This window comes from Nocardia glycosmidis (assembly GCF_052545115.1).
In genome coordinates this window covers 24075-40420 of sequence record NZ_JBQWRH010000017.1, presented here as the reverse complement: position 1 = coordinate 40420, position 16346 = coordinate 24075, and the positions used below count along the sequence as shown (strand labels likewise).

19 protein-coding genes are annotated in these 16346 nt (G+C 63.1%); 5 read left to right on the top strand and 14 right to left on the bottom strand.

From position 1 onward, the window contains the following. Nucleotides 1-66: 66 nt before the first annotated feature. Together ACT86A_RS20940 and ACT86A_RS20935 are read right to left on the bottom strand one after the other, a co-directional pair. Nucleotides 67-501, bottom strand: a complete 435-nt coding sequence (locus ACT86A_RS20940; protein WP_445093872.1) for a hypothetical protein — start codon at nucleotides 499-501, stop codon at nucleotides 67-69. Then, nucleotides 498-1370: a polymorphic toxin type 44 domain-containing protein gene (locus ACT86A_RS20935; RefSeq protein ID WP_445093871.1), complete on the bottom strand. Its 873-nt coding sequence runs from the start codon at nucleotides 1368-1370 to the stop codon at nucleotides 498-500. Before ACT86A_RS20935 ends, ACT86A_RS20940 begins: the two co-directional genes overlap by 4 nt. A 21-nt stretch (nucleotides 1371-1391) precedes the next feature. Between ACT86A_RS20935 and ACT86A_RS20930 the strand changes: the two genes are divergently transcribed. Then, nucleotides 1392-1685, top strand: coding sequence for a hypothetical protein (locus tag ACT86A_RS20930; RefSeq protein WP_445093870.1), 294 nt, complete (start codon nucleotides 1392-1394; stop codon nucleotides 1683-1685). A 134-nt stretch (nucleotides 1686-1819) separates the two neighbouring features. On the opposite strand, the gene ACT86A_RS20925 is transcribed toward ACT86A_RS20930, so the two are convergent. The 6 genes from ACT86A_RS20925 to ACT86A_RS20900 form a co-directional block, all read right to left on the bottom strand. Continuing rightward, complete coding sequence (locus tag ACT86A_RS20925; protein ID WP_445093869.1) at nucleotides 1820-2131, bottom strand: hypothetical protein; 312 nt, start codon at nucleotides 2129-2131, stop codon at nucleotides 1820-1822. Between the two features lie 327 nt (nucleotides 2132-2458). Next, entirely contained in the window at nucleotides 2459-3259 is an 801-nt protein-coding gene (locus tag ACT86A_RS20920) for a class I SAM-dependent methyltransferase (protein WP_445093868.1), read from the bottom strand. 16 nt (nucleotides 3260-3275) lie between these two features. Further along, nucleotides 3276-4256: a UDP-glucose 4-epimerase GalE gene (gene galE / locus ACT86A_RS20915; protein WP_445093867.1), complete on the bottom strand. Its 981-nt coding sequence runs from the start codon at nucleotides 4254-4256 to the stop codon at nucleotides 3276-3278. Next, complete coding sequence (locus ACT86A_RS20910) at nucleotides 4257-5288, bottom strand: nucleotidyltransferase domain-containing protein (protein WP_445093866.1); 1032 nt, start codon at nucleotides 5286-5288, stop codon at nucleotides 4257-4259. It abuts the gene before it with no gap. A 4-nt stretch (nucleotides 5289-5292) separates the two neighbouring features. Further along, entirely contained in the window at nucleotides 5293-6549 is a 1257-nt protein-coding gene (locus tag ACT86A_RS20905) for a phosphomethylpyrimidine synthase ThiC (protein WP_445093865.1), read from the bottom strand. After that, entirely contained in the window at nucleotides 6546-7013 is a 468-nt protein-coding gene (locus ACT86A_RS20900) for a hypothetical protein (protein WP_445093864.1), read from the bottom strand. The genes ACT86A_RS20905 and ACT86A_RS20900 overlap by 4 nt, the downstream gene beginning before the upstream one ends. Before the next feature lie 514 nt (nucleotides 7014-7527). On the opposite strand from ACT86A_RS20900, the gene ACT86A_RS20895 reads away from it, so the two are divergent. From ACT86A_RS20895 to darG, 4 genes are all read left to right on the top strand, one after another. Then, nucleotides 7528-8937: a helix-turn-helix domain-containing protein gene (locus ACT86A_RS20895; protein ID WP_445093863.1), complete on the top strand. Its 1410-nt coding sequence runs from the start codon at nucleotides 7528-7530 to the stop codon at nucleotides 8935-8937. Between the two features lie 2 nt (nucleotides 8938-8939). Further along, the gene (locus ACT86A_RS20890) at nucleotides 8940-9836 is read left to right on the top strand and encodes a phosphotransferase enzyme family protein (RefSeq protein ID WP_445093862.1); all 897 of its coding nucleotides are present in this window, start codon (nucleotides 8940-8942) and stop codon (nucleotides 9834-9836) included. A 353-nt stretch (nucleotides 9837-10189) separates the two neighbouring features. Then, entirely contained in the window at nucleotides 10190-10831 is a 642-nt protein-coding gene (gene darT, locus ACT86A_RS20885; protein WP_445093861.1) for a type II toxin-antitoxin system toxin DNA ADP-ribosyl transferase DarT, read from the top strand. A gap of 14 nt (nucleotides 10832-10845) precedes the next feature. Then, nucleotides 10846-11916 (top strand): type II toxin-antitoxin system antitoxin DNA ADP-ribosyl glycohydrolase DarG, encoded by a 1071-nt coding sequence (gene darG, locus ACT86A_RS20880; RefSeq protein ID WP_445093860.1) that lies wholly within the window; start codon nucleotides 10846-10848, stop codon nucleotides 11914-11916. 396 nt (nucleotides 11917-12312) lie between these two features. Here darG and ACT86A_RS20875 read toward each other — a convergent pair whose 3' ends face one another. The 6 genes from ACT86A_RS20875 to ACT86A_RS20850 all read right to left on the bottom strand — a co-directional run bounded on the left by ACT86A_RS20875 (nucleotide 12313) and on the right by ACT86A_RS20850 (nucleotide 16155). Then, the gene (locus ACT86A_RS20875) at nucleotides 12313-12813 is read right to left on the bottom strand and encodes a hypothetical protein (protein ID WP_445093859.1); all 501 of its coding nucleotides are present in this window, start codon (nucleotides 12811-12813) and stop codon (nucleotides 12313-12315) included. Between the two features lie 112 nt (nucleotides 12814-12925). Continuing rightward, nucleotides 12926-13399 carry a hypothetical protein gene (locus ACT86A_RS20870; protein WP_445093858.1) on the bottom strand — a complete coding sequence of 158 codons (474 nt, stop codon included), beginning with the start codon at nucleotides 13397-13399 and terminating at the stop codon, nucleotides 12926-12928. A gap of 20 nt (nucleotides 13400-13419) precedes the next feature. After that, the gene (locus tag ACT86A_RS20865; protein WP_445093857.1) at nucleotides 13420-14682 is read right to left on the bottom strand and encodes a hypothetical protein; all 1263 of its coding nucleotides are present in this window, start codon (nucleotides 14680-14682) and stop codon (nucleotides 13420-13422) included. A gap of 118 nt (nucleotides 14683-14800) precedes the next feature. Next, nucleotides 14801-15436 carry a DUF3558 domain-containing protein gene (locus ACT86A_RS20860; protein ID WP_445093856.1) on the bottom strand — a complete coding sequence of 212 codons (636 nt, stop codon included), beginning with the start codon at nucleotides 15434-15436 and terminating at the stop codon, nucleotides 14801-14803. A 274-nt stretch (nucleotides 15437-15710) separates the two neighbouring features. Beyond that, on the bottom strand, nucleotides 15711-15941 hold the full coding sequence (locus ACT86A_RS20855) for a DUF7683 domain-containing protein (protein WP_445093855.1): 231 nt from the start codon (nucleotides 15939-15941) through the stop codon (nucleotides 15711-15713). A 49-nt stretch (nucleotides 15942-15990) separates the two neighbouring features. Continuing rightward, entirely contained in the window at nucleotides 15991-16155 is a 165-nt protein-coding gene (locus ACT86A_RS20850) for a colicin E3/pyocin S6 family cytotoxin (protein WP_445093854.1), read from the bottom strand. Nucleotides 16156-16346 lie beyond the last annotated feature (191 nt).

Here is a 16346-nt window from a genome sequence, read left to right as displayed (position 1 = left end):
AAAGTCACCACCTCTCAGCGGAACCCGCCGGTCCCACCGCGTAACGGTCACTGCCCGTTTCGGGGCCTACAACGGCAACCAGGTCGGCCACCACGGTGGCGTATTTCCCGGCGGGCAAACGGGATTGACAATTGTGCCTCCCGGATCGTGCAGCCAATGCATCATGATCCACAAAGCTGACAGCGACCCGATGACGCACACCAGCAGGGTCAACGGCAGGCGGATCGCTTCGTGCACGCGCCCCCTGAGCCGGTGACTCACGATGAGTGCCAAAACCCACCACAATGCGACCGCGATCGCGTTCGGCAGCCACATCACCGCCAAGATGAGGTGATCGCCCGGACCCGCCGCGTCGCAGTCGTGCCACGATCGCGCGACGGCGCTGGTTATCACCTTCGAGGTGATGAGCCCCGCAGCAACGGCGACAATAAAATACAGCGTGAGAATGCCAGCCGTCGACCGAGCGGGTCCCGCCGGACCGGAACCGTCGTCCGGCTTCATTGAGTAACCCGGATTTGCGTGGTCGTCTTCCCCGAGCTCATCGCCGAATCCATCTCCCTCATCGCCTGCTCGATACCCTCATGGAGCTGCGCCTGCGTGAGGTTACTGCCGTACTTCTCGTAGAGCTGGGAACCGATGCGCATGGTGATGTCGTCACCCGCGTCATTTACGCCCGTCGCGCCGGTGCCGAGGTTGGCAGCCGCAATCAGGTTTTCCTCCGAGAATCCCGCCGCGCGACCGACATATCCATAGTGGATATTCGAATATATGTCATAGAACACCGCTCGATCCTGCGACGGATCTTTGAAGTAGTAGTCATTTTCCGAGGATAAATTGAACTTTTCCTCGAGGATCGGCTTGTGATCCCATGGGCCGCCCGTCTTGACCATGTTGTAGAACTGCAACGCGGCAGCCGATTTGTCGTTGGTGGTCGGCGAGGCGAACTCCCACCAGTTCGGGTTGTTGAGATGCGACATGCGGGCAACCTCCGTCGAGGCGATATTGGTCTTCATCTCATCGAAGATGAACTTCTCCGCTCGAGTGAATCGATTCTCACTGTCGGTGTAGTCCGCGAGGTTCAGCTGTTTGTCCGCGAGCTGCTGCCACTTGCTGTATTCGTTCTTCGCCCATTCCAGCGCGGTGTCGATCGGTTCGCCAGTCGTCGGATCAACCCGAACGCCCATGTACTTCAACGCGATCAGGCGATCTAGCTCGGTCTTGGCCGCTGCGACCTGCTGCGCGGTCAGCGGCGAGGCTGCCGATATCCTGGAGTTTCCGTCACCGAACTGATTGCCGCGCGTGCGAATCTCCTGCGCGTTCGTCGCGATCACGGTCTTGAACTCACCGATTGCCGTATTGAGGCTGTTCACCGCGGAATTTATCGCATCCTGGTGCGCCCGCTGCTGGATTGGAATCTGCTTGAATCGCGAATCCTCTTCGTCGACGGGGAACTCGACGGTATTGATCTCGACCAACCATTTATCGCTGACTTTGAACGTCGCCGCGGTGGTCTGATCGCCTTCGGCGTCACCGACCTTCGCGCGGACGGTATTCCGCTCGCTCTCCAGTCGGCCGGCGCCAGCGTCCAACGCGTCAGCGAACTCACCGTTCTCAATGGCGAGTTTCCGGCCCTCGTCGACATGCTCGGCGACGCGGTCCCCCGCGGCGTCCTTGGCCTTTCCTGACCACTGAGTGTCGGCGAAGTGGGTGTTCATTCGCCGAAGCTCGTTCTGATAGTAGGTGCTGTCGGTCCGGATCTCGGTCGCCCAGACGCGGAGCTTGTCGACATCCCACCTGTCGAGTTCTGACCGCGTCGGCATCAGTGGTGCCCTCCTGCCGAGTCGAAGGTCATCGAATTCAGCTTCTGCTTGAACTCGTCGTCAGTCATCGAGTAGCTGTCGGCACACGAGGTGATCAACGTCGCCAGTTTGGCCAGACGCCACGAAACCCGCAACCACGCACCCTCGATGTACTCACCCGCGGTTGCGCATTCCGCCCCAATCTCGCACCCGGGCAAAGCGGTACGGATCGAGTCACCGGTCGTGCGCACATCGATCTCGTCGATCTTGACGCCCACGTCAGCCACTGTGGTCGCCAGCTTGCGCAACTGCTGGATGTCAGCGTCGAGCATGAAACACTCCCCTCCCTAGTCACACCGCCGCCTACCCGGGTGGCGCCCATCTTTCAGGGCACGAGTCTAGCCTCGGGCTAGCCTTGATCGCAGCGCGTGGCGGTTCTACTGCGACTACCACCGGAGCTCATCCTGGCTGGTCTTCGCGCCGGTGGTAGCCCTGAGATTGGTCGCCCGCGGCCCGATCTCGGTCACGAGGACCGCGATCAGCCAGCGCCTGGGACGCTAGGCGGAAGGCTGCTCATCGAGCCCGACCCCAGCCTGCCTGCCTGCAGCGGGGCCGGCAGCGCCTCGCTGACGGCTATAGGCCCTTTGCCGAACTCGGCCTCAGAGGTAGGCGACGATGATGCTGTAGCCCTTGGGGTCTCGCCACTGCTGGCCGGGATGCGCGTCGAACCAGGTATCGAGGGTGTCCGAAAGGTCCGCCAGGATTTGGGGTCGTTCGGGGGTGTCGGCGGCGATTCCGCAGAAGCTGAACAGTGATTCGGCGAAGCGCAGCACTGGCGCCGATTCGTTGAAGACAAGAGTGTTGTCGCAGGTGACGACCGTGTGCCGGGGGAACACGGTGCTCATCATGTCGGCGATGGTGCCGGAGTGGACGTCCGGGTTCATCAGTCCGGCGGGTTCGGTGATCCCGTGCCGGCGGGCGTGCTCGACCACGAGCTGGTGGGTGCGATGGCATGTGTTGGCGTGGTTCACGGTGACCACGACCCGGCCGGAAGGTTTGGTGATGCGCCGCCACTCCTGCAGCGCGTCCAGGGGTGCGGCCAGGTGGTACAGCATGTGCCGTGCGGTGGCGATGTCGAAGGTATTGTCGGGAAACGGTATTCGTGTCGCATCGGCGAGGACGGCCGCCGCGCCGGGCACCTGCGCGGCGGCTGCGACCATCGCCGGGGCGTTGTCGACGCCGACCAGCCTTCCGTGGTGGTCGCTGTCGGCGACGCGCATGAGGAATCGTGCGTCGCCGCAGCCGATGTCGGCGAGGTCCTCGGTTCCGGTCAGGCGGAGCGCGTCGAGAACTGCGGAAATCGGGTCGTCGGGGTGTTGGGAGTATCGGGCATGTGTGTCGATGCGGGTGGCCAGCGCGGTGGTGTCGGAGTATTCGCTGTCCAATGATGGTGCAGACATCAGGATTTCCTCCTGGTCAGTGTGACTGCTGCTGGTGGAATCGCCAGGCGTCGGCGACGATGTCGGCGATGTTGGGTTGGGCTGGTGTCCAGCCGAGTTCTTCTCGAGCGCGCACCGATGAGGTGTAGAGGGCGGCGGGATCCCCAGGACGGCGTGGGGCGATCTCGATATTCAGCGGCATACCGGTGACTTCGCGAACAGCGTCGAGGACCTGCTGGTTGCTGTATCCGATGCCGTTGCCCAGGTTGTAGATGCGGTGCTCACCGGGCTGGATCGCCTCCACGGCGAGCAGATGGGCGCGCGCGAGGTCGGTTAGTCCGATGTAGTCCCGGATGCAGGTGCCGTCGGGGGTCGGGTAGTCGTCACCGAACAGTTTGAACGTGCTGCCGTTCCCGGCGGCGTCCAGTGCGAGCGGGATCAGGTGCGTTTCTGGGGTGTGGCGTTCGCCGATCATGGTGCTGTCGGGGTTGGTGTGGGCGCCGGCGACGTTGAAGTAGCGCAGCGAGACCGCGCCCAGAGATCCGGTGCGGGTGTAGGAGCTGATGGCGTGGTCGACGGCCAGTTTCGTTGCGCCGTAGGTGTTGACCGGGTTGGTTGGCGAGCTCTCGGTCAGTGGCAGTTCGGTCGGTTCGCCGTATACCGCAGCGGTCGAGGAGAACACCAGTCTCAGCACACCTGCGGTGTGTATGGCGTCGAGCAGGGCCAGGGAGGCGCGGGTGTTGTTGTCCCAATGCCATCCGCACCCGGGATGCTGCATCGATTCCCCGGCGGCGATCAGCCCAGCGAAGTGCAATACCGCATCGAATCCGGCGTCGGGGGTCAGGACTTCGGCGATGTCGTGGACCCGGCAGCGAATGAATTCCGCTGCGGTGGGGATCTGCCGGTCGTCATTACGGGACAGGTCGTCGATGACGGTGACCTGGTGGCCGTGGTCCAGAAGCATGCGGGCGACAGTGGCGCCGACGTAGCCGGCGCCGCCGGTGACCAGAACCTTCACTTAGACCTGCACTTTCATGGCGAGGAGATGGTCGTGGATGGCGGTGCGGTGTTCACGGAAGTACTGCCTCGGGCCTTGTGGCGGGTTCGTTCCGGTCCAGCCGGTGATACGGGCCCAGGCACTGGGCACCACGGTAGCGACATCGGCACAGTTCCCGGTCGCGACCCAGGTATGTGCCAGCGACCGGCCCAGGCGCTGTGCGGTCTGCTGGTACTCGGCGACGATGTGACCGCTAGGGGTGTGCGCGTACGGGCTGAAGGCCACCGCGTCCGGCCGCGGCCGCCCGAACCGGGCATCGAACCGCCGGAACGCCTCGTCCAGGTAGGACCAGAACCGCCCCGGGTCGGCGGGCCGGCCGAGCGGGTTGTTCCGCCAGCTCAGCTCGGCACGCATCCGTTCGGCCACCGGCGGCGCCATCAGGTGCAGATCGTGGTGGCGGTAGGCACCGTCGAGCATCGCGGTGGCGCGCAGCACCTTCATGCACAGCCGGTTCACGGTGAGGTGGAACTCGGTGGTGGCGTCTCCGTCGAACCAGCTTTCGGACAGGCCGGACCAGAACCAGCACATCACGTAGTACAGCAGGATCTCGTATGCGTCGCGTTCGTCCAGCCGCACTCGCGTGTGCGGTGGCAGACCGTGGCGGGTGAGCGGCACGCCGATGTTCTTGAAGTCGTGGCCGAGCGAGGTGGAGACGGCCTGATAGTGCTTGACGGGCATCGACATCAATTCCACTGCGGGGAAGACGGTTTCGGCGAGACTCAGTACCTCTCGCAAGGAGGTTGAGGGCCGCTCACCGGAGTGCACGTACAGCAGGTCGATGTCGCTGAGCAGTTTCGGTTCCTCGCTGCTGGTGCGGGTGAAGCTCGGCTCCCCGCGGGCCAGGGACCCGCCGACGATGAGCCAGTCGCGGGCCGGCACCAACTCGCCCAGCTTGCGCAGCGAGTCCGCGACCTCCCGGGCGGCGAGGGTGACGGCGGGGTCGGGGCCGGGCAGGCTGGTGATGATGCGCCGGGCCAGGGTGGTGGTGTCCATCGTGCTATCGCCCGACCTTCGCGGTCACCACGTGCGGGCAGTAGATTCCGCAGATCGTGCAGGGCTTGCCGTCTGTGAGCAGATCCTGCTGCAGGAACACCTGGTTGGCCAGATCCGGGAATATCGCGTGCTCGGCCTGGGTCTTCCAGGCATTCTTGCGGCGGGCCCGGCTCATCGCCTCCTGCCGGGCGATCTCGGCGGCGTTGCCGCGGCTCAGCTCCAGAGCGGTGATCGCAACACGTGCGTTGCGGACCGCCTCGGCGGTGTCCCCGGCGGTCGGCATCGCGTAGTGCTCGGCCTGTGTGATGGAGGCGAACATGTCGCCGCCGCAGGCGCCGGCGGTCGCGATACCAATGGTGTTGACGACCGAGTCCAACGACACAGCGTTGTCGATGACCATCGGCCCGGCCAGCCACAATGGGGCGCCGCCGAGAGCCTGCTTGTAGGCGGGGATCAGCTTGCCGATCCGGTGCAACGGGATGTGACCGCCGGATTCACACAGCACCTGCACTCCTGCGGCCAAGATCTCCTTGCGGACTTCGGCGAGCAGCTGGATTTCCGCCCACTTCATCTCATCACCCGCATCGGCGGTGGCGCCCGGCCGGAAGATATCGCCCAGATCCGCGACCACCTCCAGCCGGCGGCAGATGTCGATGATGCCGTCGAGGTGTTCCAGCAGCAGGTTGTCGCACCGGTGGATGCGCATATACCGGTCGATCAGGCCACCACCGCGCGAGGTGGTGGGCATGATCCGGTTCGACCGGGCCATCATCTCCGCCAGTGCCGGATTTATCCCGAAGTGGGCGAGTACGAAGTCGACGCCTCCGGCAAGGCCCTTTTCGAACCGGTCGAGGAACTCTGTACGGGACAGCTTCTTGCGTGGGTCGGTGAACAGGTCATAGGTGACGCAAGCCCCGAGCGGCACGCCCATGACCTCCTTGAGGTCGCGGCGCAGCGCGATCCCTTCGGGGTTGGTGGTCAGGTCCATCACCGCGTCCGGACGGGCGGCCAGGATCACGCTCATCGTCTGCACGATCTTGTCGCGATCGGTGTCCTTGGGACCCAACCCGATCAGAGCGCTGATCTTGCGGCGCGTTCCGGCACCGACCAGCAGCGGCGAATAGCCGTTCTGGGTGCGGCTGGCGGCGCTGCGCAGAAACACCAGCTGCCCGGCCGCGATGGCGACGGCCGCGTCCTCGGGATCAATGCCTTCCGCGGCGCAGGTCTCGATGAACTGGGGGTCGGCGGTCAACACAGTCATTCAACGGCTCCTTCCAATAGTGTTCCACTGCAATGGCATTTGCTGACGATCCGAGGAGGCGGCGTGGCCGGCCGGCCCGTGAGGTCGGCGAGCAGGTGGTCATACATCAGTTCCAGTTCGCCCAGATGTGTCCACGCCTCGTGCATCCGTATGCAGTTCGCGCCGTCGGTCGCCAGGACCACCAGCGACCTGTTCGCTGCCGCGGCAGCGTGGTCGATGAGCGCACCGACCGACACCATGTCGTTCCGGTCGTCGAGGTGCGGAATCAGACCGGACAGCCAGTCATCGATTGCGGTCACGATGTCCGTTCTGCGGCAGTCGATCTCCTGCACCCGCTCCGGAGCCTGGCCGCGCTGGGCGTGCAGAGCTGCCAGCTCGCGCGCCCACTCGCAGACCGCCCCAGTGACGTTGTGGCCGGTGATGGCCAAAAGAAGTTCGTGCTTGGTCGGCAGGACGTCGAGCATGATCAGTCCAAGACCGTCGACAGCGACGCCAGCGCTGTCTGATAGGGAACGCATCCGGGCCCGTGCCCGGCGTGCAGGCCCAATACGAGCCGGGCACAGTCGTGGCCGAGCCCTCCCGGGTCTTGGCCGCAATCCTGGTAGCGGGCGCTGAGAAGGTCCCGCCTATCTGCCGATGTCAGCATTCGTTTCCGCCGCCCTTCTTGATCGGGAGTCAGTGGCATCCGGGAGCGGGTGTACGTCAGCATCGTGACGTGGCTGGTTGCTCGCGTTTCCGAGCTAAAGGTCCTGCCCTTGGAGGCCGCATTCAGCGTCTCGCCTACCGGCACGCGGCCCAATCTCCGTGCGGGATATCCCCGCTGGGGATTGCTGCTTCGAAAGCAACCGATCACTTTCCGGGCCGACACCAGCTACCGCGGGTTACGGTGAGGTGAACCAGCCGCGGCCCCGCCGAAAGCGTGGACTCATGCGAAACCGACACCAGTGCCGATCCTGCGGAAATGGGACCGCACTCGACATGGCCGCGCGCCTGTGCAGCGGATGCGCTCGAGCAGCCGGCTTCCGCCAGCCACTGCCCGACGGCTTCTTCACCACCGATGCGATTCGAACCGCGTTGTCCGACCACGACTTCGGTGTCGTATTCGCCGCGATCCGGGACTGCACCGGGTTGTCGCAGTCCCAGCTGGCCGGGCTGGTCGGGTTGAGCCAGGCACGGGTCTCCGAGGTTGAAGCCGGAGCGCGGCGGTTGACCGGCGCCAAGCTGGCTGCCCGGATCTCGAAGGTATTCGCGGTGCCCGCGCAACTGCTCGGCTTCCATGTAGACACCACCACGCCTGCGGCCAGTAGCCTGGCCACCGAGGAGGTGGACTGGGTGGACCGCAGAGATTTCGTCACCCTGGCAACCGCGGCAGCGCTCGGATCGAGGCTGCACCCGGAACTCGAACGACTGGCCGGCCTGCTACCCGGCCGACTCGAACCGGTCACCAGACCACACATCGGCGACACCGACATCGACGCCATCGAAGCCATCAGCGACGGATTCCGCCGCTGGGACCTCGCCCATGGCGGTGGCCTCTGCCGCACCGCCGCCCTCAGCCAACTACATCAGGTCGCCGCCCTCGACGATGCCGCATGCACCCCGGGCGTGCGGGGCCGCCTGCAGATCGCTACCGCCGATCTGGCCAGCATGGCCGGATGGCTGGCCTACGACGTCGAGGACCACAACGCCGCTCGACGGCTGTGGACCTACGCCCTGCACACCGCACAGCGCGCCGACGGCCACCTGCGGTCCACCGACATGATGGTGGTCATCCTGCTCGACATGGCCCACCAGGCGCTGCACCTGCAGCGGCCGAAAGATGCCCTGACCTTCGCCCAGCTGGCCGCGGCCACCTCCATCAGCCGACGGCACCCGGTATCCCAGATCACCGCCGGATACATCCACGCCGTCACCGCATGGTGCTGGGCGATGCTCGGCGAACCAGAGCCGACCCACAGAGCCCTGGACGGATCCCGAGACCTCTACACCGCAGCAACAGCCGACACAACACCACCATGGGCATGGTTCGTCACCAGCGCGGAAATCGCTGCCCAACAAGGGCATTCACTGCACCTTTTGTCGCTGACCCATCTGCAATACGCCGAGCCGGCCACTGCTCACCTGACTGTCGCGGTTCAAGGCCACCCGGCCGAACACGAACGCAGCCGTGCCGTCGTCCTGCCGACCCTTTCCGTCGCACATTTCCAAGCCGGCGACACCGACTCGGCCGTGCGAACCGGGCATGATGCCGTCGCTGCGGTCACTTCGCTGTCCTCGCAGCGCTGCTACGCGCGCCTGCGCGATCTGGATGCCGTCGCCGCACGCCATCAACATGCGCCGGGTGTCATGGAGCTACGAGCTGATATCGCGGCCGCGCTGGCGGTCTGACCATGGCAGCGGACGACGCCCTCCCCGGCCTGGCGGAACTCGAAAAGGCTTGCCGGACATATGGTTTGAGTTCAACCAGAGCCCAGCTGCTGCATCAGCGGTCGAACGCTGTCTGGCTGGTCGACGACACCGTCGTTCGGTTGGCGCCGGACACGACGCTGCGTCGAAGGCGTGCTGCCACCAGCATCGCGGTCACCCGATGGCTCGCGAACACAACGACCGAATCGGCGGTCGCGCTGAACCCACTACCCGGACCACAGCCGGTACTGACCGGAGCCGCGGTCGCGACCTTCTGGCCCTACCGGGCAAGCCCCGGCCGGCCGCCCGCAGCCGACGTTGCCCGTCTCGTGCGGTGCCTGCACGCACAGCCGGTGCCGCCGTTCAGCATTCCGAAATACCAACCGCTGCAGCGACTACACGATGCGCTCGATGCTGACGATGTTCGAGAAGAACCAGCGTTGACCTGCCAAGAGCGCACCTGGCTCCGCGCGCGAGCTCACGAGCTGATCGCAGCGTTCGACACGACTGCGTTCCCCCTCGGCCAGGGACTGGTGCATGCAGACGCACACGACGAGAACGTCGTATTGGACAACGATCGCTGGGTGCTCATCGACTGGGACAACGCCTGCCTCGGCCCGCGCGAACTCGACCTGGCCGGCACCCTGCCCGACCACTTCCACACCCCGAACAGCAAACGGGCCGAGTTCGTCAACGCCTACGGATACGACTTGCTCGACTGGCCGGACTGGCCTCTACTGCGAGATATCACCGAATACCACTCGCTCGGTTCTTACATACGGCTCGCCGCGACCGTGCCCCAAGCCGCTCGTGAACTTCGCCGCCGCGTCGAATCGCTACGCACCGCAGACCGTAGCGTCGTATGGCAGACGGTCAGCTGAAGATGAACCAAGCCAGAAGAGTGCGGGCAAACAGACCCGATCCTGATCGTCACCTGGGCGAACGCTGCCGCACCAAGTCCTTGACGAACACACTGCGAACTCCGGGCCAGGATTGTCGGTTGGGTCGGGAGTCCTTTTGATGTGCAGAATGTTTCGCGGCGGCAGCGCTTCCACAACACCAATGTCCGCCAACCCCCCACCGAACTGTCCTCCGAATACCGCAAAACGACTCCCTCCCACATCGACCTCACCATCGACGGAATGCCTATGCAGAACCCTTCCCCCAGCGTCGACCGCGAACGCGACATGGAACTTGGCCACCGCTACTTCTCCCCCCTGGCGCAGGAACGTGTATGACAGATCGACCATTCCCGACCTGGGTCTACCACATCACACGCATCGAGCACCTGCCGTCGATGATCACCGAAGGCGTATGGAGCGATACCGAAGCATCAGCTCGCGGCCTGACCAAGGTTTCGATCGCCTACAGCCACATCAAAGAACGTCGCGCGCGCCGGCTCGTGGATGCAGGTTCTCGCGGTACCTTGGCCGATTACGTCCCGTTCTATTTCGCACCACGAAGCCCGATGCTCAATGCGATCTCGCGGGGGAAGGTCGGTGAGGGCGTGACCGACTGCACCCGGATCGCCTACCTGGTGACCAGCGTGCAGCATCTACGCAGCCGTGGGCATGTGGTCGTCACCTCCGACCGTCACGCTGCGACTCCATTGGCCCGGTTCACCACAGACGACGACGTGCTGACCGCGTCAGTCGACTGGGCACTGATGCAAGCTCGCTACTGGAAGGACACGGCTGAAGACCCCGACCGCTCCGACCGTCGCCAAGCCGAGCTACTGGTCCATCAGCGCGTACCCTGGGATAATATCCTCGGCGTAGCTACTGCTGATGAGCGCACGATGGCCGAGGTCAGCGCGCTGCTCAGCACGCATGGCGCCACAACAAGGGTGGCGACCAAACCCGAATGGTACTTCTGATGAGGAGGTCGACAATGCTCCGCGAGGAACACGGGAACCTCCTGCGCGACGATGCCGAAGCACTCGTCAACACCGTCAACACTGTCGGCGTCATGGGTAAGGGCATCGCCCTTCAGTTCAAGCGGGCATACCCGGACATGTTCAAGGAGTACGAACGCGCAGCCAAAGCAGGTGAGCTCCGCGTCGGGCAAGTGCAGGTCTGGGAAACCGACGTCATGACCGGACCGCGTTTCGTCATCAACTTCCCGACGAAGCGCCACTGGCGCTCGTCGAGCGATCTACGCGACATCGCCGCGGGTCTGCCATCACTGATCGCCGCGATCCAGAAGTACGACATCCGTTCCATCGCCATTCCGCCGCTCGGATGCGGGAACGGAGGGCTCGACTGGTCCGATGTCGCCCCTCTCCTGTGGCAGGCACTACGTCCTGTGGCCGATACTGTCGACATCCGTATCTACCCTCCCGGGGGCGCCCCATCTGCCTCCGAAATGATCAACCGCACGTCTGCGCCGCGTATGACGGCAGCCCGCGCCGCTGTGATCCGCCTGCTTCACGCATACGAAGAATATTCATTCCACGAAGCCAGCCCTATCGAGATCCAGAAGTTGGCGTACTTTCTCCAGCAGGCCGGTCAGCGCCTGCGTCTCAATTTCACCAAAGGACAGTACGGACCGTACGCAGACAATCTCCGAAAAGCGTTGCGCGAAATGGAAGGACACTTCATTTCAGGGTTCGGCGACGGCAGCGCGAAGGTCTCGGAGGCCGAGCCGATATGTGTTGTGGCCACCGCTCACGCACGCGCGGACCGTGTTCTCGCGGAAGACCCCGATACCGCGGCTCGGGTCGATCGTGTGATCGCATTGACCGATGGATTTACCAGTATGTACGGCCTCGAGTTGCTTGCAACGGTGCACTGGACAGTTACGCACGAACGCACCACCCGACGCGACGATGTCATCGCCAGCATTCGGAATTGGACACCGCGGAAGGCGGCCTTGTTCACCGATAATCACATCGACACCGCGCTAGCGCATCTGTCTAGCCAGAACTGGCTGCCATCGGCAGAAGCCTGCAATGCAGGATAAAATATCCACCCGCCTCCGAGGTAATTGACACCATCGGATCTCGCAGTAATCGTCGAAGTGAATAATACCTTGCAAATTCACGGTGCTGAGGCCCCTCTGACGACGAAATCGGTTCCAATGAGATGTTCCGGGCTGATCTCATCGAACAAGGCGAACGAACGGCGTCCGAACTCGGAAACCCTTATGACAGGTATGGCGCCCCCTGGACAGGCGAGCCTCGCCAGGTCCGCCACCGACCCTTTGCTTCACCGCCAGCCGTCGAGAGTGATCGACTATTTCACCAGCCTCGCTGGCAATGACCTCCGTCCAGCTGTGCGCCGCCGCAGGGGTGGTCGGGGCGGACGGCCCCAACAGCGGGCTGACTGCCGATTCTACTGGGCCCAACCGCGGTGACGGTCACCAGATATCGGTCCAGACGGGCCGTTTGGGAATGTCCAACAATGCGGAATTCTTGTGGACCACAACGGGAACTGAGGAGCCGACGCTCAGTCGTTCGGCCAATGCTCTCGCTTTGACCTCGCGGAATTGTGGGTACAGGTACTGCTTCTGCACACGGGCGTCCGCACCCGAGTCCGGGTGCGGGAACTGGGCTTCGACCTGTACCCGCCACAAATCGAAGTTGAGCGTGCCCGAACGGTACTTGTATCGCAGATCCGACTCGACCACCACCGCGGACATCGCGATCCCGGCCCGCCGCAGGTAATTCCGACGCAGCCGCCATGCGGCGGCTAGCACGAGCATCCACGCACCTGTGCCCAGTAGTACACTCACCGGAAGAAACAGCGCCATGGCGACTTGCGAACCGGTCCACTGGGCTATCGCGGCACCCAGGTTCAGCACGCCCGCCATGAAAGCCACCGCGGCTACCGCGACCCCCAGCGTCCACACCAGCGACATCGGGCCGATCATCTTCCGGCACCGCCGCCCCATACCAACTCCTCGAACAAACCGGCACTGATCCACCGACTGTAACGACATCTCGGAACGCGAAGTCACGGCGCACTGCGTCTCAGCGCCAGGGCCGCTCATCGGGGTAGTCCTCGAAGTCGTCCGGCCAGTCGCTGGGGCCAACCACGGTTTCGGCTGGTCGCGGACGACGGGTGGGGTTCGGGGCGGGCGGCCACGAGGGGGCTGGAGGCGGTGTTGGCGCTTGCGGGGGTTCCGGGGTCCACTTCCAGGTGAACAGGGGCGAGCTCTTCATCTCGGCGACTTCCGGTGGTACCGGGCTGGCGAGAGTTTCGATGTCGCGCCAACGGCATTCACCGTTGCCGACTCGTGCAGCGTATGCCTTCAGCGCCGGGGACGCGGAGTCCATGCCAGCGACCATCGAGATGAATTCCTCGGTTACCTCGGTGGGACCGTCGAACAGTTCGTCGATGTCTATGTTGGCCAGGCGGATGGTTGCGGTGCGTAGGTCGTCGACCGCGTCCATGACCTTACGGGCGATCGCCTCCACCTGAGGGTCGAGGTCGGGCTCCCGCATGCTGCCCCATTGTGGCCGCGTCACGACGCGTTCTCCCACGGTGCGGTGCCGGACCCGGCGTCATACGACTGTGTCGGGCGGTCCACGGTATCGCCGTAATGGGAAATTGTTTCGATATCCTTGGCGAGGGCCGCCTTACGGGTCGCGTCGTCAATTTTGTTGGTGACGGGCGCGATGGCCTCATCCAGCTTCTGTTTCCCCTTCTTCTTCAACTGGCCTACCGGATCCTTGATGATGTCGAGGAGCTTCTTGAAGGCATCGGCGAGCTCTTTGATCTTGCCGACCACCTTGATAGCGGCATTGATGAGCACACCGATGTCATAGACCAGCTTGGCGATGCGGGCAGCACCGAGACCTGGTACGGCCGCGGACAAGATATTGGCGACCGACTTGAGAGCGCCTTTGATGTCGTCGAAATCGACATACTTGTTGAGCATCCCCCACAGGCCGTCAAGGATGGATTTGATGCCGTTCCTGATTTCGTCGGCAACCTTTCCCGCACAATCACTGACGATCCGGCCGACCGGACCTTCCCATTTCATGGCCGCAACCTGTTTGGTCGCCCACTCGCTGAAGGATACGGAGGCTCGACCGTCCCAGTTGGGTTTGCCGTCCGCGTTACCGTCGATCCGCTTCACGCCGGATTCGAGATTCTTACCGCACGCCTCGAGCCCGTTGCCAGCTGCCTTGTAAACCTCACCGAGCCTGCGGATCTCGGACCAGTTTCCTGGAATCGGCTCCAAGCATGTTACCAGCGGATCGTATTCAGTTCCCGCTGCGCGAGTGATGCTCTTGATGGACTCGTTCACATTGCCGAGCACGGGGAAAACTTCGGCGATGAGACCGGCAAGCTCCTCTTTGTTCGCCGTCGGCGCTTCGAGTTTGAAAGACTCCGGCTTCGGGTAGGTAGCGGCACCGGCATATTGCGCGGTCACGCCGATCTCTTTGGTGCTGTCGCCTACCTGGAGATTCGATTCGGTGTGCGCGTTCAGCTCGGCGTAGGACTTCTGATCCTGGCTGTGATACATCCAGGCGGCCTTATTGAGCTCGATACCGGTGCCCAGGGTGGTATTCGCGAGCACCGCGTGGCGCTGAGACATCCAATCAGCCGCATCATTGATAGGGGCCACCAGCGTGTCGATGATCGGCCCGTGGAGCCAATCCGCCGCCTTCCCCTCCTTCGCCACGAAGCTGGACGCCAACAGTGCGTCCCCAGCTATCGAGGCGACAAGATTACTCAGACCAGCGATCTCGCTGGGATTCGCCGCGAATGTCTCAGTCATCTGCATATGCCCTAACTCTGTACTTTCCCCGACGTGCAGCCGAACATTGTTGCCCCACCTCCGAATTCGCGGCCATCTGGACTCTATGCGTGCTGGCATGGTCCGTCAAATGAAGGTACTAGGCGGCGCCGAGTGATTCGCTGAAGGTCTCGGCGATCTGGCGGATCTGGTCACATGCCGGCGGCACGGCAACCGGACCGAGCTGCACATGCAGGCCAACCGTGAAAGTCCCGTCGGATGATTTGACCGATGCCGAGCAAACGCCCTCAACCTGTGGAGTCCGGTACAGCACGGCCTCGCGCCCGCCGATCGGATCGGAGTTGAATATGCTGTTGCCAGGGTTCTTCCGGATGTCGTCAAGAGTCAAGTCGCTCGACGTTACCGTTACCAAGCCAGTGGGGTACTTCTCGCCATCGATGAGTGTCTCACGCCAGAATTGGCAGCCGATTTCCGTGAAAAGGCTGGAAACGATTTCGGCTGTGGATCTTTCGCGAGTCGCCGGGTCGAATCCGGCCTGGGTCACCACGTCGTCACCCACACGCACGCACGGATCGAACCGAACCTGTTGGGCGCCGCTCTGCACCGGCGCCGGTGGAACGTTCACTTTCACGGAGGCGGTCATCTTGGCAGACGTCGCGGGCGAGGCCGTCGCCGAAACCACGGTGTTCGTGGCCTGATTGGTGGAACTACCAGCACAGGCGACCGGCATCGTCGCGCTCACCACCAGGCAACCAGCTGCGAACCTTCTTCTCATCATCGAAACCCTAATCGTTTGGGGTCGCCACCCTATCCCAGCGGGACCAGACGGTCACTAGTCGTTCGTGATCATCGCAGGACCACTGAAAGAGGTAACGGTCCACGTCAGCTCACGCACTGGTGAGCTCGGAGTCACGGTGGATGCACATGGCAAGATCACCTATCTTCGGCTCCGCCCGCTGCAATGAAGCATGCTGTTGACGCCATTCCACTGGTCCAAGTAATCCACATTGACTCCTGACGATTGGATTGGTCCGCCTCAATCGAGTGGACTACTCGCGAAAGAAGCCGACTTGATAGTCGCAAGAATCGTCTACCTTGAAAGGATCATCGACGTATTGAGCGAGCTCCTCCGCTTGCGCCGGAAGAAGATCATATCCATAAATCTCGATACTTTCGTCGATGCCCAACATCCTCTTCAAGTCAGGAACATCTATACCCCGCAACGGATACTCGACAACTAGCAATCCCGTCTGCTTGTCATAGGCTTCCAAATAGTTCAATGAATTCTCCGGTACTCGTGCGATGGCCGACGGCGATCTGTTCCGATGCTCACCAGCCTGGCCTACGTGAAGGATCGGCAGGTTTGGTTCGGGCTCCCGAATCAGGGTCGAACTCGCCTAGGTGATTTCCATTCTTGTCATACGCCTCCACCTTTCCGTGTTGATAGTCCCACTCATACGAATTCCCCTTGCTGTCCTCCCATCGCTGCCTCATCGATCGCTCCCCAAACCTGCCTGAATGGTTTCACCCAGACTGGGAGTCAGTGAAAACATCGTCAAACGTTGCATCGGCGTCGAGGTCGTGTTAGCGTCCAATGGCCCGAACGACCCTGACCGTACAAACAACCAGCCGAGACAGCCCGGTCGACTAGCATCCAAAAGACGTGGCAAGCACCTGACGAACCA